The sequence below is a fragment of the Virgifigura deserti genome (assembly GCA_003576685.1).
Lineage (GTDB): Bacteria > Pseudomonadota > Alphaproteobacteria > Dongiales > Dongiaceae > Virgifigura > Virgifigura deserti.
In genome coordinates this window covers 1-19378 of sequence record QOZR01000020.1, presented here as the reverse complement: position 1 = coordinate 19378, position 19378 = coordinate 1, and the positions used below count along the sequence as shown (strand labels likewise).

At 64.9% G+C, this 19378-nt stretch carries 33 protein-coding genes; all 33 read right to left on the bottom strand.

The window, feature by feature from the left end; all coding sequences use genetic code 11:
• Positions 1-31 precede the first annotated feature (31 nt).
• Complete coding sequence (locus tag DT069_RS23535) at positions 32-748, bottom strand: ATP12 family chaperone protein (RefSeq protein WP_119462792.1); 717 nt, start codon at positions 746-748, stop codon at positions 32-34.
• 42 nt (positions 749-790) lie between these two features.
• A complete protein-coding gene (locus tag DT069_RS23530; protein WP_119462791.1) occupies positions 791-1804 on the bottom strand; it encodes an RluA family pseudouridine synthase in 1014 nt (337 codons plus the stop codon).
• Positions 1801-2181: a fluoride efflux transporter CrcB gene (crcB, locus tag DT069_RS23525; protein WP_119462790.1), complete on the bottom strand. Its 381-nt coding sequence runs from the start codon at positions 2179-2181 to the stop codon at positions 1801-1803. Before crcB ends, DT069_RS23530 begins: the two co-directional genes overlap by 4 nt.
• A gap of 10 nt (positions 2182-2191) precedes the next feature.
• Complete coding sequence (locus tag DT069_RS23520) at positions 2192-3523, bottom strand: replication-associated recombination protein A (RefSeq protein ID WP_119462789.1); 1332 nt, start codon at positions 3521-3523, stop codon at positions 2192-2194.
• Between the two features lie 37 nt (positions 3524-3560).
• Positions 3561-5000 (bottom strand): DegQ family serine endoprotease, encoded by a 1440-nt coding sequence (locus DT069_RS23515; RefSeq protein ID WP_119462788.1) that lies wholly within the window; start codon positions 4998-5000, stop codon positions 3561-3563.
• 82 nt (positions 5001-5082) lie between these two features.
• Positions 5083-5505: a 50S ribosomal protein L17 gene (rplQ, locus tag DT069_RS23510; protein ID WP_119462787.1), complete on the bottom strand. Its 423-nt coding sequence runs from the start codon at positions 5503-5505 to the stop codon at positions 5083-5085.
• A 127-nt stretch (positions 5506-5632) separates the two neighbouring features.
• Positions 5633-6649 (bottom strand): DNA-directed RNA polymerase subunit alpha, encoded by a 1017-nt coding sequence (locus DT069_RS23505; RefSeq protein WP_119462820.1) that lies wholly within the window; start codon positions 6647-6649, stop codon positions 5633-5635.
• Positions 6650-6818: 169 nt separating this feature from the next.
• On the bottom strand, positions 6819-7211 hold the full coding sequence (gene rpsK, locus DT069_RS23500; RefSeq protein WP_119462786.1) for a 30S ribosomal protein S11: 393 nt from the start codon (positions 7209-7211) through the stop codon (positions 6819-6821).
• A gap of 30 nt (positions 7212-7241) precedes the next feature.
• A complete protein-coding gene (gene rpsM / locus DT069_RS23495) occupies positions 7242-7610 on the bottom strand; it encodes a 30S ribosomal protein S13 (protein WP_119462785.1) in 369 nt (122 codons plus the stop codon).
• Positions 7611-7712: 102 nt separating this feature from the next.
• On the bottom strand, positions 7713-8363 hold the full coding sequence (locus tag DT069_RS23490) for an adenylate kinase (RefSeq protein ID WP_119462784.1): 651 nt from the start codon (positions 8361-8363) through the stop codon (positions 7713-7715).
• Between the two features lie 3 nt (positions 8364-8366).
• Positions 8367-9710, bottom strand: coding sequence for a preprotein translocase subunit SecY (gene secY / locus DT069_RS23485; protein ID WP_119462783.1), 1344 nt, complete (start codon positions 9708-9710; stop codon positions 8367-8369).
• A 35-nt stretch (positions 9711-9745) separates the two neighbouring features.
• Positions 9746-10234, bottom strand: a complete 489-nt coding sequence (rplO, locus tag DT069_RS23480) for a 50S ribosomal protein L15 (protein WP_119462819.1) — start codon at positions 10232-10234, stop codon at positions 9746-9748.
• Between the two features lie 71 nt (positions 10235-10305).
• The gene (gene rpmD / locus DT069_RS23475; RefSeq protein ID WP_119462782.1) at positions 10306-10503 is read right to left on the bottom strand and encodes a 50S ribosomal protein L30; all 198 of its coding nucleotides are present in this window, start codon (positions 10501-10503) and stop codon (positions 10306-10308) included.
• A 3-nt stretch (positions 10504-10506) separates the two neighbouring features.
• The gene (rpsE, locus tag DT069_RS23470; RefSeq protein ID WP_119462781.1) at positions 10507-11070 is read right to left on the bottom strand and encodes a 30S ribosomal protein S5; all 564 of its coding nucleotides are present in this window, start codon (positions 11068-11070) and stop codon (positions 10507-10509) included.
• An 8-nt stretch (positions 11071-11078) separates the two neighbouring features.
• Positions 11079-11441, bottom strand: a complete 363-nt coding sequence (gene rplR, locus DT069_RS23465; protein ID WP_119462780.1) for a 50S ribosomal protein L18 — start codon at positions 11439-11441, stop codon at positions 11079-11081.
• 10 nt (positions 11442-11451) lie between these two features.
• Positions 11452-11985 (bottom strand): 50S ribosomal protein L6, encoded by a 534-nt coding sequence (rplF, locus tag DT069_RS23460; protein WP_119462779.1) that lies wholly within the window; start codon positions 11983-11985, stop codon positions 11452-11454.
• A gap of 10 nt (positions 11986-11995) precedes the next feature.
• The gene (gene rpsH, locus DT069_RS23455; RefSeq protein ID WP_119462778.1) at positions 11996-12394 is read right to left on the bottom strand and encodes a 30S ribosomal protein S8; all 399 of its coding nucleotides are present in this window, start codon (positions 12392-12394) and stop codon (positions 11996-11998) included.
• Between the two features lie 15 nt (positions 12395-12409).
• The gene (rpsN, locus tag DT069_RS23450) at positions 12410-12715 is read right to left on the bottom strand and encodes a 30S ribosomal protein S14 (RefSeq protein ID WP_119462777.1); all 306 of its coding nucleotides are present in this window, start codon (positions 12713-12715) and stop codon (positions 12410-12412) included.
• 24 nt (positions 12716-12739) lie between these two features.
• Positions 12740-13279, bottom strand: coding sequence for a 50S ribosomal protein L5 (rplE, locus tag DT069_RS23445; RefSeq protein WP_119462776.1), 540 nt, complete (start codon positions 13277-13279; stop codon positions 12740-12742).
• 11 nt (positions 13280-13290) lie between these two features.
• Positions 13291-13614, bottom strand: a complete 324-nt coding sequence (gene rplX, locus DT069_RS23440; protein ID WP_119462775.1) for a 50S ribosomal protein L24 — start codon at positions 13612-13614, stop codon at positions 13291-13293.
• Positions 13615-13641: 27 nt separating this feature from the next.
• On the bottom strand, positions 13642-14010 hold the full coding sequence (gene rplN / locus DT069_RS23435) for a 50S ribosomal protein L14 (RefSeq protein ID WP_119462774.1): 369 nt from the start codon (positions 14008-14010) through the stop codon (positions 13642-13644).
• Positions 14007-14270 carry a 30S ribosomal protein S17 gene (gene rpsQ / locus DT069_RS23430; RefSeq protein ID WP_119462773.1) on the bottom strand — a complete coding sequence of 88 codons (264 nt, stop codon included), beginning with the start codon at positions 14268-14270 and terminating at the stop codon, positions 14007-14009. Before rpsQ ends, rplN begins: the two co-directional genes overlap by 4 nt.
• Positions 14271-14282: 12 nt before the next feature.
• Positions 14283-14480, bottom strand: a complete 198-nt coding sequence (rpmC, locus tag DT069_RS23425; RefSeq protein WP_119462772.1) for a 50S ribosomal protein L29 — start codon at positions 14478-14480, stop codon at positions 14283-14285.
• A gap of 3 nt (positions 14481-14483) precedes the next feature.
• Complete coding sequence (gene rplP / locus DT069_RS23420) at positions 14484-14903, bottom strand: 50S ribosomal protein L16 (RefSeq protein ID WP_119462771.1); 420 nt, start codon at positions 14901-14903, stop codon at positions 14484-14486.
• A gap of 34 nt (positions 14904-14937) precedes the next feature.
• Positions 14938-15615 carry a 30S ribosomal protein S3 gene (rpsC, locus tag DT069_RS23415; RefSeq protein WP_119462770.1) on the bottom strand — a complete coding sequence of 226 codons (678 nt, stop codon included), beginning with the start codon at positions 15613-15615 and terminating at the stop codon, positions 14938-14940.
• Positions 15615-15995, bottom strand: a complete 381-nt coding sequence (gene rplV / locus DT069_RS23410; protein WP_119462769.1) for a 50S ribosomal protein L22 — start codon at positions 15993-15995, stop codon at positions 15615-15617. Before rplV ends, rpsC begins: the two co-directional genes overlap by 1 nt.
• Before the next feature lie 2 nt (positions 15996-15997).
• A complete protein-coding gene (rpsS, locus tag DT069_RS23405; protein ID WP_119462768.1) occupies positions 15998-16276 on the bottom strand; it encodes a 30S ribosomal protein S19 in 279 nt (92 codons plus the stop codon).
• A 19-nt stretch (positions 16277-16295) separates the two neighbouring features.
• The gene (gene rplB / locus DT069_RS23400; RefSeq protein ID WP_119462767.1) at positions 16296-17123 is read right to left on the bottom strand and encodes a 50S ribosomal protein L2; all 828 of its coding nucleotides are present in this window, start codon (positions 17121-17123) and stop codon (positions 16296-16298) included.
• 3 nt (positions 17124-17126) lie between these two features.
• On the bottom strand, positions 17127-17459 hold the full coding sequence (locus tag DT069_RS23395; protein WP_119462766.1) for a 50S ribosomal protein L23: 333 nt from the start codon (positions 17457-17459) through the stop codon (positions 17127-17129).
• A complete protein-coding gene (gene rplD / locus DT069_RS23390; protein ID WP_119462765.1) occupies positions 17456-18076 on the bottom strand; it encodes a 50S ribosomal protein L4 in 621 nt (206 codons plus the stop codon). The genes DT069_RS23395 and rplD overlap by 4 nt, the downstream gene beginning before the upstream one ends.
• Positions 18077-18082: 6 nt before the next feature.
• Positions 18083-18817: a 50S ribosomal protein L3 gene (gene rplC, locus DT069_RS23385; RefSeq protein WP_119462764.1), complete on the bottom strand. Its 735-nt coding sequence runs from the start codon at positions 18815-18817 to the stop codon at positions 18083-18085.
• A 12-nt stretch (positions 18818-18829) separates the two neighbouring features.
• Positions 18830-19144 carry a 30S ribosomal protein S10 gene (gene rpsJ, locus DT069_RS23380; RefSeq protein WP_119462763.1) on the bottom strand — a complete coding sequence of 105 codons (315 nt, stop codon included), beginning with the start codon at positions 19142-19144 and terminating at the stop codon, positions 18830-18832.
• Between the two features lie 120 nt (positions 19145-19264).
• Positions 19265-19378 (bottom strand): EF-Tu C-terminal domain-related protein (locus DT069_RS23375; protein ID WP_483887794.1); only part of this gene is annotated, 114 nt, incomplete at its 5' end.

The following is a 19378-nucleotide window of genomic DNA, read 5'->3' as shown; positions in this document are numbered from 1 at the left end:
GAAACCCACCTCTACCATGCCAGAGAACGAGTCAATCTTTCGGGCCGTTGGTATGCCCCCGCAGCAGCGCCATGAAGCGGGCGGTGGCCTCGATGTCCTGGCGGAGCGCCTCGCGCCGCGCCGCCGCCTCGGCATCCTCGCCCCAGACTTCGATCTGGAATGTCTCGTCGAGCTGGGAGGTTTCCCAGGCGCCCACGGCGTCGATCCGGTCCTCGAGCAGCGCCAGCGCGATAATCACGGAGCCGCAGGCCGTGGTGGCGGCATGGAGCGCCGTCAGCTTCAGCGTCCCGAGCGCGGCGACCGCCGCGCGCAGCGCGACCAGGCTGCCCGCGGGCTGGGGCTGCGGCAGGACGCCGGTGGTGACGGTCAGGGGCGCGTCGTAGCGCAGCGTCGCCCAATCCAGCAGGGGCTGCCACAGGGCATTCTGGCGCGCCACCAGTTCGGCAGGCTGATCGGCCCGATAGCAGAGCAGATCGGTCGCGGCATAGCTGGCGACCTCGTCGATCACGCCCTCGCGATGCGCCGTCACGCGGTCGATCGCGGTGGTCGCCAGCCGCGTCAGCGGCATAGTCAGCGGCTTCACCGCCTCGCCCTGCGCCTGCCATTCGGTGGCGATCGCCTCGGCGACGGGCTGCGTCGGCACGACCAGCGGCGCCCGACCCGGCGTCCGGACCGGTCGTTCATCGAGCAGCACCTGGAAGCCATCCTCCACCGCTGCAGTGCGGACCTTCTTATAAAAGCGTTTCATGTCGGTAATATAGGCGCTGCTGTGAGGCTGTGCAGTGGTGGCTCATGCCAAGTCGAGTTCGGTCAAGGGCTCCATCCCCGGATCCGATTCGAACCCGAAGAAGCGCCAGGTCTCCGCCATATGGGGCGGCAGCGGCGCGGTGACCCGGATGGGCTTGCGACCGGGCCGCGGCAGCTCGATGGCCCGGGCGTGCAAATGGAGCTGCCGCGGCAACGCCTTGCCCGGCAGGAAGGCGTCCGCCCCGCCATATTTGCCGTCGCCGAGAATCGGCGTGCCGATCGCGGCGCAATGGGCGCGGAGTTGATGGGTCCGGCCGGTGAGCGGCATCAAAGCGAGCCAGGCCGCCTGCTTCCCGATATGCTCGACAACGCGGTAGAAGGTAATGGCCCGTTTGCCGTTCCCCTGGCCCTCGAGATCAGGGGCGACCCGTTCGCCGGCGCTGCCCGGCTGCTTGCTCAAGTCCAGATCGATGCGGCCCCGCTCCAGCTTCGGGACGCCGACCACCACGGCCCAGTAGAGCTTGCGAACATCCTTGTGCCGGAAGGCCTCGGTGAGTTCGGCCGCGGACCGGGCATTCCGGGCCAGCAGCAGGACGCCGCTGGTATCCTTGTCGAGGCGGTGCACGAGACGCGGCCGCTCGGCGGCATCGAAGCGAAGGCCGTCGAGCAAGGCGTCGAGGTGGCGGTGGGTGCCGGTTCCACCCTGGACGGCCAGCCCGGCCGGCTTGTCGATCGCCAGAACGTCGGCATCGCGATAGAGCATGGCGCGGCGGAGCGCCTCGACATCGCGCTCCCAGGTCTTGTCCTTCCGTGGCGGCGTCCGTTGAGCCGGCCTGCCTGGCGGCGACTCGGCATCCAGCGGCGGGACTCGGATCATCTGTCCCGGGCTGAGGCGGGCATTCGAACGCGCCCGCTTGCCGTCGACCCGGACCTGGCCGGTGCGCAGCAGCTTTTCCAGCCGGCCATGGCCGAGTGCCGGGAAGTGCCGCCGGAACCAGCGGTCGAGGCGGAGATCCGCCTCCTCGGCGGTCACGGCGACGGTCTGGACGCCGGTCATGCAAGCACCAATCGGGCAAGGTGCAGCCCGGCATAGATGCCGATCAGGCAGAGCGCCACAGAGGCGAGGACATAGGCGCCCGACGCCAAGACCTCGCCGCGCTGGAGCAGAAAGGCAAAATCCAGGGAAAAGGTCGAAAAGGTGGTGAAGCCGCCCAGCACGCCCACCGTCAGCAGCGCGCGAAGCTCCGGACTGGGCGACCAGACGAGCGCCATCGCCTCGATCAGCACACCCATGACGAAGCAGCCGACGATATTGACGGCCAGCGTCCCCCACGGAAATCCGGTGCCGAACCATCGGCCGATCTGCACCATGACCACATAGCGGCCAGCGGCGCCCATGGCGCCGCCGGCGGCAACGGCAATTACCATTTTCATGGCGGTCCCCTCACTCCCCCGCTGATGCGGGTCCGTCCCCGCCACTCCGTTGCTGGCGCAGCTTCGCCCAGTAGTCCAGGCGCTTGCGGATCTCGCGCTCGAAGCCCCGGTCGACCGGTTCGTAGAAGCTCTTCCGCGCCATCCCGTCCGGGAAATAATCCTGGCCGGAGAAGCCATCGGCCGCATCGTGATCGTAGGCATAGCCCTTGCCGTAGCCGATATCCTTCATCAACCGCGTCGGCGCGTTCAGGATATGCTTGGGCGGCATCAGCGAGCCGCTCGCCTTCGCCGCCTTCGTCGCGGCGCCGAGCGCTCTGTAGGCCGCGTTCGACTTCGGCGCGGTCCCCAGATAGATCACGCATTGCGCCAGCGCCAGCTCGCCCTCCGGCGAGCCGAGGCGCTTGTAGGTATCCCAGGCGGCGAGCGCCTGCGGCAGGGCGTCGGGATCGGCGAGGCCGATATCCTCGACCGCGAACCGGACCAGGCGCCGCGCGATATAAAGGGGATCCTCGCCGGCCGTCAGCATGCGCGCGAACCAGTAGAGCGCGGCGTCGGTATCCGAGCCGCGCAGCGATTTGTGAAGCGCGCTGATCAGGTTGTAATGGCCTTCCTGCGCCTTGTCGTAGAGGGGCAGCCGCCGCTGCACCGCTTCAGCCAGCGCCGCCGTGTCGAGCCGCAGCGGGCTCCCGTCCGATGGTGCTGGCAGGGCGAACAGCGCTTCCGCCATGTTCAGAAGATAGCGCCCATCACCGTCAGCCATGGCCCGCAACGCGCGGCGGGCATCCTCGTCGAGCGGCAACGGGCGGCCGTCGGCCTGCTCGGCCCGCTGCAGCAGCGTCTCCATGGCCGCATCGTCAAGCCGGTTCAGCACGAAGACCTGGCAGCGCGACAGCAGCGCGGCATTCAGCTCGAAGGACGGATTCTCGGTCGTGGCGCCGACGAGAACCACGGTACCGTCCTCGACATAAGGCAGGAACCCGTCCTGCTGCGCTCGGTTGAAGCGGTGAATCTCGTCGATGAACAGCAGCGTACCGCGTCCGCCGGCGCGGCGCCCCTTCGCCGCCTCGAACACCTTGCGCAGATCGGCGACTCCGGAGAACACCGCCGACAGCGGCTCGAACTGGAGGTCGGTCTGATCGGCCAGCAGCCGCGCAAGCGTGGTCTTGCCGCAGCCCGGCGGTCCCCAAAGAATCATCGAGGAGAGGCGCCCGCCCGCGATCATGCGGCCGATCGGCCCGTCGGCGCCGAGCAGATGGTCCTGCCCGACGACCTCGTCCAGCTGCGTCGGCCGCAGCCGATCCGCCAGAGGGCGCGGTGCCTGCGATTCGAATAATCCGGTCAGCCTCCGGCCCTCCTTACTCCAACCGTCGCGCCGACATTCAGCTTACGACGATCGTACGGACGTCGCCCTTCCGGCGATAGGTGATGCGCCAGCGGCTCGCGGGTTGCGACAGGACCTGCCGCAGCTCGCCAACCGTCGCGACATCCTGATCATTGATCCGGACCACGATGTCGCCGAGCTCGAACCGAGCCCGCTCGGCGATACTGCGGTGTTCGATCCCGGTGATGATCACGCCGCGCCAGTTATGATCCAGCGAGAGTTCCTCGGCAAGCGCCGGCGAGAGGTTCGCCACCGTGGCGCCGGCAAGCGGATGGCGCCCCGTCAGACGGGTTTCGTTCCGGGGCGGGTCTTCCGGCGCCTGGACGAGGTCCACCGGGATGCGCAGGGCTTTGCCACGCCGCAAGATGGACAGCTCGGCGGTGCTGCCGACCGGTTGGGTTGCGAGCCGAAAGCGCAGCGCCTCCGGATCGTTGACCGGGCGGTCGTTCACCGCAAGGACGATGTCGCCCACCTCCAGACCGCTCCGCTGGGCCGGGCCGCCGGGGTAGAGTTGGCTGATGATGACGCCGCCGGGCCGTTCGAGCCTCATCGCCTGCGCCAGTTCCGCCGTCACCGGCTGGCCGGCGGCGCCGATCCAGGGCCGAACCAACCGCCCGCCATTGTCCTCGGCGGCGATCACGGCCGCCACCATGTTGGAGGGAATCGCGAAGCCGATGCCGAGCGAGCCGCCGTCGCGCGAGAAGATCGCGGTATTGATGCCGGCCAGTTTGCCGTCCATCGTGACGAGAGCACCGCCGGAGTTGCCGGGATTGATCGCCGCATCGGTCTGGATCAGGAAGCCGTAATCGGTGATGCCGACGCCGGTTCTGGCCAGGGCCGAAACGATTCCGCTGGTTACCGTCTGACCGACGCCGAAGGGATTGCCGATCGCCAGAACGAGATCGCCGACATCGAGCTCGTCCGAGTTTCCGAGTTCGACGAATGGCAGCGGCTCGCCGCCGGTATCGATTCGCAACAAAGCGAGATCGGTGTGCTCGTCACCACCGACGAAGGATGCCTCGAACTCTCTGCGGTCCGCCAGGACCACACGGATCGCCTCGCTTCCCATGACGACGTGATAGTTGGTCACGATCAGCCCGTCCGACGCGACGATGACGCCCGATCCCAGGGAATTCTGGATTCGCTCCCGCGGTTGTCCGAAGCCGAAGCTGTCGCCAAAGAAGCGCTGGAAGAAGGGGTCTCCGGAGAAGGGCGAGAACGGCCGGGTCCGCACCCGACGGCTGGTATAGATATTGACCACCGCCGGCGCGACCTTCTCCACTAGCGGTGCGAAGGACAGCTCGATCTGTGTCGCCGAGGTCGGGAGCTGCTTGGTTTCCGCGCCCGCCGCAAACGGCGGAAGGAGAAGGCAGAGGAGAAGTGCGCCTATCAAGGCGCGGGCAATGAAACCATGTCCGAGGATCTGCGCGCTTCGCATTGGAAGATAACCGCTCCCCAAGAACGACGAAGGCAGCCCTTAAGGCTGCCCCCGTGCCGTCAAGTCGAGGGCGAGGCGCCCGTTAAGCCGTCGCTTCCGCCTCTTCCTCGGTATCCTGCTGACCGGAATCCTGCCCTTTCGCCGTGGGGTCGCGATCGACCAGTTCGATGATCGCCATCGGCGCAGCGTCGCCATAGCGGAAGCCCGCCTTCAGGACGCGCGTATAGCCGCCCGAACGGTCGGCATAGCGTTCAGCCAGGGGCCCGAAGAGCTTGCCGGCCAAGCCGGTATCCTTCAGCACCGACAGCGCCTGACGCCGGGCATGCAGATCGCCGCGCTTGCCTAGCGTGATCAGCTTCTCGACCACCGGGCGCAGATCCTTCGCCTTCGGCAAGGTCGTGCGAATCTGCTCATGCTTGATCAGCGCCGCCGCCATGTTGGCGAACATCGCCTTGCGGTGGCTGCTGGTGCGGTTCAGCTTGCGGCCGCTCATCCCGTGACGCATGGTGCCTTTCTCCTCGTCTCCTGGCTTCGCGCGCGAAGCCGATTGCAGGTCCCGCCGCCGCAGCGCTCACCGGCTATGCACGGCGGGTTGGGCCGGAATGACCCTTTATTCTCGCTCGCTCAGATCCTCAGTACGGCTCGTCGAGGCGCTTGGCCAGATCCTCGATGTTCTCGGGCGGCCAATTGGGAATTTCCATCCCGAGATGCAGCCCCATCTGTGCCAGGACCTCCTTGATCTCGTTCAAGGACTTGCGGCCGAAGTTCGGCGTCCGCAGCATCTCCGCCTCGGTCTTCTGAACGAGATCGCCGATATAGACGATGTTGTCGTTCTTGAGGCAGTTGGCGGAGCGTACCGAAAGCTCGAGTTCGTCCACCTTGCGCAGCAGGTTCTTGTTGAACGGCGGCTCGGCCGCCCGATCCTCTTCCCGCGCCGCCGTCGGCTCCTCGAAGTTGATGAAGAGCTGCAGCTGGTCCTGCAGGATCCGCGCGGCGAGCGCCACTGCGTCATCCGGCGAGACGGCCCCGTTGGTCTCGATCTGCATCGACAGCTTATCGTAGTCGGTAACCTGCCCGACACGGCTGTTGTCGATCTTGTAAGTGACCTTGCGGACCGGGCTGAACAACGCATCCACCGGAATGAGGCCGATCGGCGCGTCCTCCGGACGGTTCTGCGACGCGGCGACGTAACCCTTGCCGGTCTCGACCGTGAACTCCATGTTGACCTTGGCGCCGTCATCGAGCGTGCAAAGCGCCAGATCGGGATTCATGATTTCGATGTCGTGACCGGTTTCGATCATCCCAGCCGTGACTTCGCCCGGCCCTTCGGCCCGAAGACGCATCCGCTTCGGTCCCTCGCCGTGCATTCGCAGGGCGATCGACTTGATGTTGAGGACGATGTCCGTCACATCTTCGAGCACGCCCGGAATCGACGAGAACTCGTGCAGCACGCCGTCGATCTGAACAGACGTGACCGCGGCGCCCTGCAGAGAGGACAGCAGCACACGGCGCAGCGCGTTGCCAAGCGTCAGGCCGAAGCCGCGCTCCAGCGGCTCGGCGACGACCAAGGCCTCGCGCCGCCCATCGGCCCCGGGGTCGATGTTCAGCTTGCTCGGCTTAATCAGTTGGGTCCAGTTCTTCTGAATCACGGCATGTGATCTCATGGCTCTCTCCGCGGCTCTCTCATCCGCTCAGGCTTGCTGGTTAGGCATCGCGCCGGATGTCGCAGCGCCCGGCCGAAAAACTCCCGAAAAAACTCAACGTGGCGGTTGAAGGCGCCGTCGAGCGGCGCCCACCGCATAAAAGCGACAGATGCGATCAGACCCGCCGACGCTTCGGCGGACGGCAACCGTTATGCGGGATCGGCGTCACATCCTTGATAGAAGTAATGGTAAATCCGGCCGCTTGAAGGGCGCGCAACGCGGATTCGCGTCCGGAACCGGGCCCCTTCACCTCGACCTCAAGGATCTTCACGCCATGCTCCGCCGCCTTGCGGGCCGCGTTGTCGGCCGCCATCTGCGCGGCATAGGGCGTCGACTTCCGCGATCCCTTGAAGCCCTGGCTTCCCGAAGACGCCCAGGAGATGGTGTTGCCCTGGGCGTCGGTGATGGTGATCATCGTGTTGTTGAAGCTCGCGTTCACATGCGCCACGCCGGAGGTGATATTCTTCCGCTCCCGGCGCCGCAGACGCGGCGAAGCTGGTTTGGCCATTATCGATCCCGCTGTCTAGAGGCTGCTGCCTTACTTCTTCTTCCCGGCGATCGGCCGGGCCGGACCCTTGCGCGTACGCGCGTTGGTGTGGGTGCGCTGGCCATGGACCGGCAGCCCCTTGCGATGGCGCAGCCCGCGATAGCTGCCGAGATCCATCAATCGCTTGATGTTCATCGCCACTTCGCGGCGCAGGTCACCCTCGACGCGATAATCGCGGTCGATGATCTCGCGAACCCGCACCACTTCGTCGTCGGTCAGCTGGTTGACACGCCGATCCTCTGGAATTCCGACCTTGTCGCAGATTTCCTTCGCCTTGGTCCGGCCGATTCCGTGAATATAGGTCAGGCCGATTTCGACCCGTTTCTGCGTCGGGATATTGACGCCAGCAATACGCGCCACGTCGAAAACTCCTCAAGTTTCAATGGAACAGGCCAAATGGCTCGGTCGCAACGCGAGGCCGAGGGCGCGCATTATAGGAACCGTCGCCCTCAAGTCAACCGATTAAGCCGATTTTAACACTGCCTCGATCTGCTTTGTCACATTGTCCATATCGGCCATGCCGTCGACCCGCCGAAGCAGGCCTTTCGCCTCGTAATAGGGGAGAATCGGCGCCGTCTGATCCCGGTAGGCCTTCAGCCGGGCGCGAACCGTCTCCTCATTGTCGTCCTTTCGACGGGTGAACTCGGTCCCGCCGCAAACGTCGCAGACCCCATCCGTCTTCGGCCGCCGGAACTTGTCGTGGTAACCGGCACCGCATTTGGCGCAGCTGAAGCGACCGGCGATCCGCTCGACCAGCGCCGCCTCGTCCACGGCAATCTCGATCACCGCGTCGAGCCGCTCCTTCTTCTCCGCCAACATCGCGTCCAGCGCCTCGGCCTGGCCGACGGTGCGCGGGAACCCGTCCAGGATGAACCCGTTCCGGCAGTCCGGCTGCTCGATCCGCTCGGCGATCATCTTGATAATGATCGCATCCGGCATCAACTGGCCGGCTTCCATCACCGCCTTGGCCTGCTGCCCGAGGGGGCCACCCGCAGCGACGGCCGCCCGCAGCATGTCCCCGGTCGAGAGCTGCTTCAGGTTGTGCGCCTCCTCGAGCCGTTTGGCTTGCGTGCCCTTGCCGGCGCCAGGCGGGCCAAGAAGAACCAGATTCATTCCCTAGCCCCTGCGGCCCTTGAGCTTGGCCTTCTTGATCAACCCCTCATACTGATGGGCCAGAAGATGCGAATGGATCTGCGCCACCGTATCCATCGTCACCGATACGACGATCAGCAGGCTGGTGCCGCCGAAATAGAACGGCAGCGAGTATTCGGAGATCAGGATCTCCGGCAGGATGCAAACCACGGCCAGATAGAGCGCACCGACTGCCGTGAGCCGGGTCAGGACATAATCGAGATATTCGGCGGTATTCTTGCCTGGCCGGATGCCGGGAATGAACCCGCCATATTTCTTCAGATTGTCCGCGGTATCAGCCGGATTGAACACGATCGCCGTGTAGAAGAACGCGAAGAAGATGATCAGCGCGACATAAAAGGCGATATAGAGCGGCTGCCCATGCCCCAGGCTGGCGATGATCGTCTGCAGCCAATCCGGCCCCTGACTGCCTGAGAATCCGGCAATGGTCAGCGGCAGAAGCAAAAGCGAACTCGCGAAGATCGGCGGAATCACACCGGAGCTGTTCAGCTTCAGCGGCAGGTGCGAGCTCTCTCCGCCGAACATCTTGTTGCCGACCTGCCGCTTCGGATACTGGACGATGATCCGCCGCTGGGCGCGCTCGAAGAACACGATGCCGGCGATCACCAGGATCGCCATCACCAGCAGCCCGATGATCAGCAGCGTCGAGAGCGCGCCAGTCCGCCCGAGTTCCAGAGTTCCGGCCAAAGCCGCCGGCAGGTTCGCGACGATGCCGGCGAAGATGATCAGAGAAATGCCGTTGCCGACTCCGCGCGCGGTAATCTGCTCGCCGAGCCACATCAGGAAGATCGTCCCGCCAGTGAGGGTGATCACGGCCGTGAGACGGAAGAACAGTCCCGGATCGATCACCGCCGACGCGCCGCCCGCCTGCATTCCCTCCAACCCGACCGAGATTCCGTAGGCCTGCACCGCGGCGAGAAGGACCGTGCCCATCCGGGTGTACTGGTTGATCTTCTTCCGCCCCGACTCGCCCTCCTTCTTGAGTGCATCGAGCGTCGGCGAGACGCTCGTCATCAGCTGCATAATGATGGAGGCCGAGATGTACGGCATGATGTTGAGGGCGAAGATCGACATGCGGCCGAGCGCGCCGCCCGAGAACATGTCGAACATGCCGATGATGCCGCCGGCATTCTGCTGGAAGATCTGATCCAGGATGACCGGATCGATTCCCGGCAGCGGGATATAGGTGCCCAGCCGGTAGACGATCAGCGCACCCAGCGTAAACCAAATCCGATTCTTCAGTTCGGTCGCCTTCGAAAAGGCGCCGAAATTGATATTGGCAGCGAGTTGTTCGGCGGCAGAGGCCATTCAGCAGTCCTTACTCGGAGAAATCGGGTGCCGAATCAGACACCCTGAGCTTCCGCAGCAGCCTTCGAAGCGGTCACTGTGACGGCGCCGCCGGCCTTCTCGACGGCGGCGATCGCCGCCTTGGAGGCACCGGCGACCTCGATCGTCAGCTTCGCCTTCAACTCTCCCTTGGCCAGCAGACGCACACCGTCCCGCACCCGGTTGATGAGGCCCGCGGCACGCAAGGCATCGCTATCGACCGGCTTCTTGACATCGATCTTGCCGGCGTCGATGGCGCTCTGCAGGCGGCCGAGATTCACCACCACATACTCCCGGCGAAAGATGTTGTTGAAGCCGCGCTTCGGCAGGCGCCGATGCAGCGGCATCTGCCCGCCCTCATAGCCGTTGAGCGCGACGCCGGTGCGTGAGGTCTGACCCTTGACGCCACGGCCGCCCGTCTTGCCCTTACCGGAGCCGATGCCGCGACCGACCCGCATCCGCGCCTTGCGCGCTCCCGGGTTGTCGGAGAGCTGGTTCAATCTCATGAGATAGGTCCTTCGTTCCGCCGTTGCCAGACGCAAATATCGTCTGTCCTAACTGTTTTCCGAGATCAGGCTCACTCCGCCGGCTCGATCCGCACCAGGTGACTGACCTTGGCGATCATACCGCGCACGGCGGGCGTATCCTCGAGCTCCCGGCTACGGTGCAGCTTGTTGAGGCCGAGCCCCATCAGGGTCTGCCGCTGATCCTTCTTGCGGCCGATGGGGCTCGCGATCTGCACTACCCGAACCGTCGATTTCTTCGCTTCAGCCATGACCTACTCCCGCGCCTCGGCGGTGACTTCGCGGCGCCCGATCAGATCGCCGACCTTCTTGCCGCGACGTGCGGCGACGCTTCGCGGCGAGCTGCTGTGGCGGAGCCCGTCGAACGCGGCCTTGATCATGTTATGCGGATTCGATGTTCCGACCGACTTGCTGACGACGTCCTGCACTCCGAGCGCCTCGAAGATCGCACGGATCGGCCCGCCTGCGATGATCCCGGTCCCTGCCTCGGCCGCCCGGAGAACGATCCGGCCCGCGCCGAAATGGCCGAGAACGTCATGATGCAGCGTACGGCCCTCGCGGAGCGGCACACGAATCATGCCGCGCTTGGCCTGCTCGGTCGCCTTGCGGATCGCTTCGGGAACCTCGCGCGCCTTGCCGGCACCATGGCCGACCCGTCCCTTGCCGTCGCCGACGACCACCAGGGCGGCGAAGCCGAACCGACGGCCGCCTTTCACCACCTTTGCGACACGATTGATGCTGACCAGCTTCTCGACGAGTTCGCTCTCCTCGCGGGAGCGGTCACGGTCCCGACGATCGGATTTTGGAGATCTTGCCATGTCTTCCTCTAAAACGAGAGGCCGCCTTCGCGGGCGGCGTCGGCCAGGGCCTTGACCCGGCCGTGGAACAGGTAACCGCCGCGGTCGAAGACGACCTCCTTCACGCCGGCGGCAAGCGCGCGCTCGGCGATCAGCTTACCCACTTCCTGGGCGGCGGCGACGTCGGCCCCGGTCTTGAGCTTGCCCTTCATCCCCTGATCGATCGTCGAGGCCGCGGCGACGGTGACACCGCTTCCGTCATCGATGATCTGGGCATAGATATGCTTGCTCGATCGGAACACCGAAAGACGCGGGCGACCGGCGGCTTTGCGGCGGATCTGCAGGCGAACCCGCCGCTGGCGGCGGTTTCGACGCTCTTGCGCTATCGACATGGCTCCAGTCCTACTTCTTCTTGCCTTCCTTGCGGAGGATCGTTTCGTCGTCATATTTGATGCCCTTGCCCTTATAGGGCTCCGGCGGGCGGAAGGCACGAATTTCGGCGGCAACCTGGCCGACACGCTGCTTGTCGTTGCCCGACACCGCAACCAACGTCGGCCGCTCGCACTTGATCGTGATCCCCTCCGGAATGGGATAGATCACGTCATGGCTGAAGCCAAGCTGAAGCTGCAGGTTCTTGCCCTGAACCGCAGCACGATAGCCGACGCCGTTGATTTCCAGCGTCCGAGTGTAGCCCTGCGAGACGCCGGTCACCATGTTCCGCACCAGATTGCGGGTCGTCCCCCACATCATCCGGGCCTGCTTGCTGTCGTCGACCGGCTTGACCGAGACGCTGCCATCCTCGACCCGCGCCTCGACATTGTCATTGAGCACAAGGCTCAACTCGCCCAGCTTGCCTTTCGCCGTGAGCTGGCGCCCGGCGATCTCGACCGTAACGCCGCTTGGCACGGCAACGGGGTTCTTACCAATGCGAGACATGCTTCTTTCCTCAGAATACGCGGCACAGCACCTCGCCGCCGACATTGGCGACGCGGGCTTCGCTGTCCGACATCACGCCGCGCGGCGTCGACAGGATCGAGATCCCGAGGCCGTTATAAACGCGCGACAGGTCGGCGATCTTCGAATAGACGCGACGACCGGGCTTGGAAATCCGGCTGATCTCGCGGATCACGGGCTCGCCCTCGTGATACTTGAGCTCGATCTTGAGCTCCGCGCCGCCTTCCTGACCATCGCCACGCGTATAGCCGCGAATATAACCTTCCCGCTTCAGTACTTCGAGCACGTTTGCTCGCAATTTCGACGCCGGACTCGACACGGCCTGCTTGCCGGCCCTCTGGGCGTTGCGGATCCGGGTCAGCATATCCCCCAAGGGATCGCTCATCGACATGGACGCAATCCTCCTCTACCAGCTCGACTTGACCATGCCGGGAATTTGCCCGGTCGACGCGAGTTCGCGCAAGGCGATCCGCGACAGCATGAATTTGCGATAGACGGCGCGCGGCCGGCCCGTCAGGGCACAGCGGTTCCGCTGACGCACCGGCGATGCGTTGCGCGGCATCTCCGCCAGCTTCAGCCGTGCCGTGAAGCGCTCCTCCATCGGCAGCGATTCGTCGGCGGCCACGGCCTTCAGCCGCTCACGACGGCCAGCCGTCTGCTTCGCCATCCGCTGGCGCTTCTTGTTCCGCTCTATGGCGCTTTTCTTAGCCATGTCTTCTAATCCTCCAACGCCCTGTCAATTGACGAAGGGCATGTCGAAGCCCTTCAGCAGGGCCTTAGCTTCGGCATCCGTCTTCGCTGTGGTCACGATCGCGATATCCATGCCGCGCACATTGTCGATCTTGTCGTAGTCGATCTCCGGGAACACGATCTGCTCCTTGAGGCCGAGGGCGTAGTTTCCCCGCCCATCGAAGCTCGAACTCGGCACACCGCGGAAGTCGCGAACCCGCGGCAGCGCGATCGTCACCAGCCGGTCTAGGAACTCGTACATCCGTTGGCCGCGCAGCGTCACCTTGCAGCCGATGCTCATCCCCTCGCGCAGCTTGAAGGTGGCGATGGACTTTCGCGCCTTGGTGACGATCGGCTTCTGGCCGGTGATCACCGCTAACTCGTTCACCGCGGAGTTCAGCTTCTTGCTGTCCTGCACCGCCTCGCCGACGCCCATATTGACGACGATCTTCTCGAGACGCGGGACCTCCATCGGGTTTCCGTAGTTGAACTCGGCCATCAGCGCCGGCCGCACGACGTTCGCGTATTGCTCTTGCAAGCGGGTCATTGTTGCACCGCCTATCGGTCTATCGATTCGCCGGACCGGCGGGCGAAGCGGACCTTGCGGCCGTCATCCAGAATCCGGTATCCGACACGAGTGGGTTTATCGGTCTTCGGGTCGATATGCGCGACGTTGGAAATGTGGACAGGCGCCTCCTTCTCGAGGATGCCGCCGGCCGACTGGGCCGACTGCCGCATGTGCCGCTTCACCAGGTTGACGCCCTGAACCAGGACGCGATCCTCGTCGCGGATCACGCGCAGAACCTCGCCGGACTTGCCTTTGTCGCGGCCGGTCGTCACGACCACCTTGTCGCCCTTCTTGATCTTGAACTTCGTCGCCATCTCAAAACACCTGCTTCCCTGAAGCCCTTAGAGAACTTCCGGGGCCAACGAAATGATTTTCATGAACTTCTTAGCCCGAAGCTCGCGTGTCACCGGGCCGAAGATGCGGGTGCCGATCGGTTCGCCCTGCTTGTTGATCAGCACCGCCGCGTTCCGGTCGAAACGGATGGCGCTACCATCCGGCCGACGGATCTCCTTGGCCGTGCGGACGATCACCGCCTGATGTACGTCGCCCTTCTTGACGCGGCCTCGCGGAATCGCCTCCTTGACCGAGACGACGATGATATCGCCCACCGAAGCGAAACGCCGCTTCGAGCCGCCCAGCACCTTGATGCACTGAACCCGACGGGCACCGGAATTGTCGGCGACTTCCAGGTTGGTCTGCATCTGGATCATGGCTGCGCACCCTCGCGGTCACCAGCCTCCGCCGTGCCGATCACTTCCCAGCACTTGCGCTTGGAAATGGGCGCGCACTCGCGAATCGCCACCATATCCCCCGCCTTGTAGGCGTTGTTCTCGTCATGCGCCGCATACTTCTTCGAGCGGCGGATGATCTTCTTGTACAGCGGATGCGTGACCCGTCGCTCGACACGGACAATTACGGTCTTGTCCGATTTGTCGCTGACCACGGTACCCTGCAGGATGCGCCTCGGCATTGTCTTCTTCTCCTACGACGCGGCGCGCGCCATCTGATTCATGAACGTCATGATGCGCGCGATGTCGCGACGCACCTGGCGCACCCGCGCGGTGTTCTCCAGCTGACCGCTGGCCCGCTGAAAGCGCAGGTTGAACGCCTCCTTTTTCAACGCCACCAGCTCGCTCGTCAGCTCGTCCGGCGTCTTGTTCAGTAGATCCTCAGCTTTCATAGCTCAGCCCTCCTCGCCCACGCGGACCACGAACCGCGTCTTGATTGGCAGCTTCGCCGCCGCCAGCTCGAAGGCGCGTTTCGCCGTGTCCCGCGGGACGCCGTCGATCTCGAACATGATCCGGCCGGGATGCACGCGCGCCGCCCAGAACTCGGGCGAGCCCTTGCCGCTGCCCATGCGCACTTCGGCCGGCTTGCTGCTGACCGGCACGTCCGGGAAGATCCGGATCCACACCTTGCCGACACGCTTCATGTGGCGCGTGACCGCGCGGCGTGCCGCCTCGATCTGACGCGCGGTGACACGGCCCGGCTCCGTCGCCTTCAGCCCGTATGTGCCGAAGTTGAGCATGGTCCCGCCCTTGGCGGTGCCGTGAATGCGGCCCTTATGGGCCTTGCGATATTTCGTACGCTTCGGTGCCAGCATCTTTCGTCTTCCTTGCCCGGATCAATCGGTCCGCCTAGCGGCCGACCTGCTGTTCCTGAGCCCGCTTGTCCTGAGCCATCGGATCGTGCGCCAGAATCTCACCCTTGAAGATCCAGACCTTCACGCCGCAGGTGCCGTAAGTCGTCTTCGCCGTCGCCTCGCCGTAATCGATGTCGGCACGCAAGGTGTGCAGCGGCACCCGGCCCTCGCGGTACCACTCCATGCGGGCGATCTCGGCGCCGCCGAGACGACCGCCGCAATTGATGCGGATGCCCTGCGCGCCCAGCCGCATCGCCGACTGCACGGCCCGCTTCATCGCCCGGCGGAACGCCACCCGACGCTCGAGCTGCTGGGCGATGTTCTCGGCCACCAGCTTCGCCTCGATCTCAGGCTTGCGGATCTCGACGATGTTGAGATGCACCTCGCCGCCCGTCATCTTCGCCAAATCGCCACGCAGCTTCTCGATGTCCGCGCCCTTCTTGCCGATGACGACGCCGGGCCGCGCGGTATGGATCGTGATCCGCGCCTTCTTGGCCGGCCGCTCAACCACGATCCGGCTGATGCCGGCCTGGCCCAGGCGATTCTGCAGATACCGCTTCAGCCGCAGGTCCTCGTGCAGCATCGACGCATAGCCGTCGTCGGCATACCACCGCGAGTCCCAGGTCCGGTTGATACCGACCCGCAGTCCGATCGGATTGACTTTCTGGCCCATTAGACCGTCTCCTCGCGTTCGCGCACGACGATGGTGATGTTGCTCCAGGGCTTCAGGATCCGCGCGCCCCGGCCTCGGGCCCGGGCGTGGAAGCGCTTCATCACGAAGCTCCGGCCGACCGTCGCCTCAGAGATATAGAGCCGGTCGACGTCGAGCTGATGGTTGTTCTCGGCATTGGCGATCGCCGCCTGCAGCACCTTCTTCACGTCGCCGGCAATGCGCCGCTTCGAGAAGGTGAGCTGCGCCAGCGCCGGCTGCGCGCTCTCGCCGCGAATCATCTCGGCGATCAGGTTCAGCTTACGCGGGCTGACCCGCAACATGCGGGCGACCGCCTTGGCTTCGTTCTCCGCGAGACGACGCGGCGTTGCCGGTTTGCTCATGATCAGCCTCTCTTCGCCTTCTTGTCGGCGGCATGACCATGAAAGGTCCGCGTCGGCGCAAACTCGCCGAACTTGTGACCGATCATGTTCTCCGTCACCAGCACGGGCAGGAACTTCTGCCCGTTATGGACGCCGAAGGTCAGGCCGACGAACTGCGGTAGGATCGTCGAGCGCCGGGACCAGGTCTTAATCACTTCATTGCGGCCCGATGCGCGACTGGTTTCTGCCTTCTTCAGCAGATAGCCGTCGATGAACGGACCTTTCCATACAGAGCGGGACACTCTAGTCGCCCTCCTCGATCTACTTCGCGGGCCGCCGGCGTACGATCATCCGGTCGGTCTTCTTGTTGCTGCGGGTCTTCTTCCCCTTGGTCGATTTGCCCCAGGGGGTCACCGGGTGGCGGCCGCCCGAGGTCCGTCCCTCGCCGCCGCCGTGCGGATGGTCGATCGGGTTCATCGCCACGCCGCGGACGGACGGCCGCTTGCCGAGCCAGCGGTGGCGACCTGCCTTGCCAAGGCTGATGTTCTGTTGGTCCGGGTTCGACACGGCGCCGATAGTCGCCATGCACTCGGTCCGAACCATGCGGACCTCCCCGGAACCAAGCCGCAGCAAGGCATAGCCGGCGTCGCGGCCGACGAGCTGGACATAGGTCCCAGCGGCACGGGCAAGCTGACCGCCGCGGCCGGCCTTCAGCTCGACATTGTGCACGATCGTTCCGACCGGGATGCTCTTCAGCGGCATCGCATTGCCCGGTTTGATATCGGCGCGCTCGCCCGAGATAATCTTGTCGCCCGCCTTCAGCCGCTGCGGCGCCAGGATATAGGCAAGCTCCCCGTCGTCATAGCGAAGCAGCGCGATGAATGCGGTGCGGTTGGGGTCGTACTCCAGCCGCTCGACGGTCGCCGGCACATCGAACTTGCGCCGCTTGAAATCAACCAGCCGATAGCGCCGCTTGTGACCGCCGCCCATGCGCCGGGCCGTGACGCGGCCGTGATGGTTGCGGCCACCAGATTTGTGCAACCCCTCGGTCAACGCCTTGACCGGCTTGCCCTTGTGGAGCTCCGCGCGGTCGACGATGACCAGCTGGCGCTGGCCCGGCGTCGTCGGCTTATATTGCTTCAGTGCCATCCTTTAGACCCCAGTCGTCACGTCGATGGAATTGCCCTCGGCCAGGGTGACCATCGCCTTTTTGTAATCGGGCCGCCTTCCGGGCCGGCCGCGGAACCGCTTCACCTTGCCATCCTGACGCAGCGTGTTGACGGCCTTGACCTTGACCTTGAACACGCCCTCGACCGCTGCCTTGATCTCCGGCTTGGTCGCGTCCAGCGGAACGCGGAAGGTTACCTGGTTGTGCTCCGACCCCATGGTCGACTTTTCGGTCACCACGGGCGCCCGGATGATGTCGTACATCCGCCCCTGGCTCAGCTTCACCGGCTGACTCTTCGGTCGTGCCCCGCTGCTCATTTCAGTCGTGCCTCCAGATGCTCTACCGCGTCCTTGGTGAGGACGAGAACGTCGCGGCGGAGGATATCGTAGACATTGGCGCCCTGCTGCGGCAGCAGGTCGAGCCCCGGAATATTCGCCGCGGCCCGCCGGAATCCGTCGTCGACCGCCGAACCGTCGATGACCAGGACCGACTGCCAGCCGAACTTGCCCAACCGCCCGGCCAGCTCCTTCGTCTTGCCGCTGTCGCTCTTCGCGGCCTCCAGCACGACGAGCTTGCCCTCCGCCTGCTTGCTCGACAGCGCAGTCTTCAGGGCCAGCTTCCGGACCTTCTTCGGCAGGTCATGCGCGTGGCTGCGGACTACCGGGCCGAAAATCGTCGCACCACCGCGGAACTGCGGCGACCGCAAGCTGCCCTGGCGGGCGCGGCCGGTGCCTTTCTGCTTGTACGGCTTGCGCGTCGTACCGCTGACCTCGCTGACGCCCTTCGTCTTGTGTGTCCCGGCGCGCCGCTTCGCAAGCTGCCAGTTCACCATACGCGCCAGAATGTCCTTGCGGACCGGCAGACCGAAAACCGCCTCGTCGAGGTCGATCTCGCCGACCGTCTTGTTGTCGAGGTCCGTTACCGGGCACTTCATCGTCGGTTATTCCTTCTGCTCTGCCGGGGCTTCGGCACCGGCCTCCGCCGCTCCCTCGGCCGCGGCACCGCCACGCAGCGCAGCCGGGAAGGGCACGCCCTCCGGCGCTTTGCGCTTGGCCGCGTCGTGCACCAGCACGAAGCCGCCATCGGCCCCGGGCACTGCACCCTTCACCATGATCAGTCCCCGATCCACATCGGTCGAGACGATCTTGAGATTCTGCACGGTGACGCGGCGATCACCCAGGTGCCCGGCCATCTTCTTGCCCTTGAAGACCTTGCCCGGGTCCTGCCGCTGACCGGTCGAACCATGGCTGCGGTGCGTTACCGAGACACCGTGCGAGGCGCGCAAGCCGCCGAAATTGTGGCGCTTCATCGCCCCGGCGAAGCCCTTGCCGATGCTGGTTCCGACGACGTCGACGAACTGCCCGGCGACGAAATGATCCGCCGTCAGCTCCGCGCCGACCTCGAGGAGCGCATCCGGGCTGACCCGGAACTCCGTTACCTTGCGCTTCGGCTCGACCTTGGCCTTGGCGAAATGGCCGCGCATCGCCTTGGATACGTTCTTGACCTTCGCCGCACCGACGCCTAGCTGCACCGCCGTATAACCGTCGTGCTCCGCCGTACGGACGGCGACCACCTGACAATTATCGACCTGCAGCACCGTCACCGGAACATGCTCCCCCTCTTCCGTGAAGAGGCGAGTCATGCCCACCTTGCGGGCGATGAGACCGGCTCGCATCGATCCTACTCCTTAGCTCTTCAGTTTGATCTCGACGTCGACACCGGAGGCGAGATCGAGCTTCATCAGCGCATCCACCGTCTGCGGCGTCGGGTCGACGATGTCGAGCAGGCGCTTGTGGGTACGAATCTCGAACTGCTCGCGGCTCTTCTTGTCGATGTGCGGCGAGCGCAGAACCGTGAACTTCTCGATCCGGGTCGGCAACGGGATCGGTCCCCGCACCTGAGCACCGGTTCGCTTCGCCGTGTTCACGATCTCGCCCGTCGACTGGTCGAGCACGCGATGGTCAAACGCCTTCAGGCGTATGCGGATATTCTGGCTCTCCATGGTCAACGTCCGTTGGGCGACCGGCGTCTCTGTCGAGAACGCCGGTGGCCGATGTTATGGTCGATGTTGCGGCTTCGGCTCCGTTTGCCTTGCCTAAGTTCTTGTACTGTCGGCTTCGCCTTACTCGATGATCTGGGCGACGACGCCGGCGCCGACGGTGCGGCCGCCCTCGCGGATGGCGAAGCGCAGGCCCTCGTCCATCGCGATCGGGGCGATCAGCTGGACCTCCATCGA

Bases quoted from the DNA above. Each gene is read 5' to 3' on its own strand.
- DT069_RS23535 (WP_119462792.1), bottom strand. From the start codon at position 748: ATGAAACGCTTTTATAAGAAGGTCCGCACTGCAGCGGTGGAGGATGGC.
- DT069_RS23530 (WP_119462791.1), bottom strand. From the start codon at position 1,804: ATGACCGGCGTCCAGACCGTCGCCGTGACCGCCGAGGAGGCGGATCTC.
- crcB (WP_119462790.1), bottom strand. From the start codon at position 2,181: ATGAAAATGGTAATTGCCGTTGCCGCCGGCGGCGCCATGGGCGCCGCT.
- DT069_RS23515 (WP_119462788.1), bottom strand. From the start codon at position 5,000: ATGCGAAGCGCGCAGATCCTCGGACATGGTTTCATTGCCCGCGCCTTG.
- rplQ (WP_119462787.1), bottom strand. From the start codon at position 5,505: ATGCGTCACGGGATGAGCGGCCGCAAGCTGAACCGCACCAGCAGCCAC.
- rpsK (WP_119462786.1), bottom strand. From the start codon at position 7,211: ATGGCCAAACCAGCTTCGCCGCGTCTGCGGCGCCGGGAGCGGAAGAAT.
- DT069_RS23490 (WP_119462784.1), bottom strand. From the start codon at position 8,363: ATGAATCTGGTTCTTCTTGGCCCGCCTGGCGCCGGCAAGGGCACGCAA.
- secY (WP_119462783.1), bottom strand. From the start codon at position 9,710: ATGGCCTCTGCCGCCGAACAACTCGCTGCCAATATCAATTTCGGCGCC.
- rplO (WP_119462819.1), bottom strand. From the start codon at position 10,234: ATGAGATTGAACCAGCTCTCCGACAACCCGGGAGCGCGCAAGGCGCGG.
- rpmD (WP_119462782.1), bottom strand. From the start codon at position 10,503: ATGGCTGAAGCGAAGAAATCGACGGTTCGGGTAGTGCAGATCGCGAGC.
- rpsE (WP_119462781.1), bottom strand. From the start codon at position 11,070: ATGGCAAGATCTCCAAAATCCGATCGTCGGGACCGTGACCGCTCCCGC.
- rplR (WP_119462780.1), bottom strand. From the start codon at position 11,441: ATGTCGATAGCGCAAGAGCGTCGAAACCGCCGCCAGCGGCGGGTTCGC.
- rplF (WP_119462779.1), bottom strand. From the start codon at position 11,985: ATGTCTCGCATTGGTAAGAACCCCGTTGCCGTGCCAAGCGGCGTTACG.
- rpsH (WP_119462778.1), bottom strand. From the start codon at position 12,394: ATGTCGATGAGCGATCCCTTGGGGGATATGCTGACCCGGATCCGCAAC.
- rpsN (WP_119462777.1), bottom strand. From the start codon at position 12,715: ATGGCTAAGAAAAGCGCCATAGAGCGGAACAAGAAGCGCCAGCGGATG.
- rplE (WP_119462776.1), bottom strand. From the start codon at position 13,279: ATGACCCGCTTGCAAGAGCAATACGCGAACGTCGTGCGGCCGGCGCTG.
- rplX (WP_119462775.1), bottom strand. From the start codon at position 13,614: ATGGCGACGAAGTTCAAGATCAAGAAGGGCGACAAGGTGGTCGTGACG.
- rplN (WP_119462774.1), bottom strand. From the start codon at position 14,010: ATGATCCAGATGCAGACCAACCTGGAAGTCGCCGACAATTCCGGTGCC.
- rpsQ (WP_119462773.1), bottom strand. From the start codon at position 14,270: ATGCCGAGGCGCATCCTGCAGGGTACCGTGGTCAGCGACAAATCGGAC.
- rpmC (WP_119462772.1), bottom strand. From the start codon at position 14,480: ATGAAAGCTGAGGATCTACTGAACAAGACGCCGGACGAGCTGACGAGC.
- rplP (WP_119462771.1), bottom strand. From the start codon at position 14,903: ATGCTGGCACCGAAGCGTACGAAATATCGCAAGGCCCATAAGGGCCGC.
- rpsC (WP_119462770.1), bottom strand. From the start codon at position 15,615: ATGGGCCAGAAAGTCAATCCGATCGGACTGCGGGTCGGTATCAACCGG.
- rplV (WP_119462769.1), bottom strand. From the start codon at position 15,995: ATGAGCAAACCGGCAACGCCGCGTCGTCTCGCGGAGAACGAAGCCAAG.
- rplB (WP_119462767.1), bottom strand. From the start codon at position 17,123: ATGGCACTGAAGCAATATAAGCCGACGACGCCGGGCCAGCGCCAGCTG.
- DT069_RS23395 (WP_119462766.1), bottom strand. From the start codon at position 17,459: ATGAGCAGCGGGGCACGACCGAAGAGTCAGCCGGTGAAGCTGAGCCAG.
- rplD (WP_119462765.1), bottom strand. From the start codon at position 18,076: ATGAAGTGCCCGGTAACGGACCTCGACAACAAGACGGTCGGCGAGATC.
- rplC (WP_119462764.1), bottom strand. From the start codon at position 18,817: ATGCGAGCCGGTCTCATCGCCCGCAAGGTGGGCATGACTCGCCTCTTC.
- rpsJ (WP_119462763.1), bottom strand. From the start codon at position 19,144: ATGGAGAGCCAGAATATCCGCATACGCCTGAAGGCGTTTGACCATCGC.